The organism is Vibrio sp. 1401, assembly GCF_033340295.1.
Genome location: NZ_JAWOWF010000731.1, coordinates 1 through 546, shown reverse-complemented (window position 1 = coordinate 546; position 546 = coordinate 1). Strand labels below are relative to the sequence as shown.

Sequence of the window (546 nt, the reverse complement as noted above, 5' to 3'; positions counted from 1 at the left end):
GTCTTGCGGTTGTGCTGCAGCAGAGCCCAATGCTGTTCAAAACCATCAGTCTAGCGGGCGCAGCTTATTTGGCTTACTTAGGTTTTAACGCGTTGCGATCCAAAGGTGGAGTGGCCGCCAGGTTGGAATCTGGTGAGGAAACGACCGTACTTGAATCTGCTAGAGAAGGTTTCCTTATCTCTATTCTAAGTCCTAAAATCGCACTGTTCTTTATTGCTTTGTTTAGCCAGTTTGTCGCGCTTGGAAATGATCTGAGTAACCAAATGATCATTGTTGCGACCCCTTTTGTTGTCGATGGCTTGTGGTACACCTTTATCACGTTGGTGTTATCAAGCTCCAGAGTGGTCGATAAAATTCGCTCCAAAGCAGTTCTCATTGACCGGCTATCTGGCGTTGTTCTTATGCTCTTAGCACTAAGAGTGGTGGTTACGGTTTAAGACTTTCAAGACGCTCGATATAACAAACCCAAAGGCAGCCAATGAGCTGCCTTTTTGTTATCTCAAGTGTTGTTTATGAGACATTTACTTATAGTAAATGTGGCTTATA

1 protein-coding gene is annotated in these 546 nt (G+C 44.1%); it reads left to right on the top strand.

What is annotated here, in order from left to right:
• On the top strand, window positions 1-437 hold a 437-nt coding region (locus tag R7Z77_RS27840), incomplete at its 5' end, for a LysE family translocator (protein ID WP_318137369.1).
• Between the last annotated feature and the right edge of the window lie 109 nt (window positions 438-546).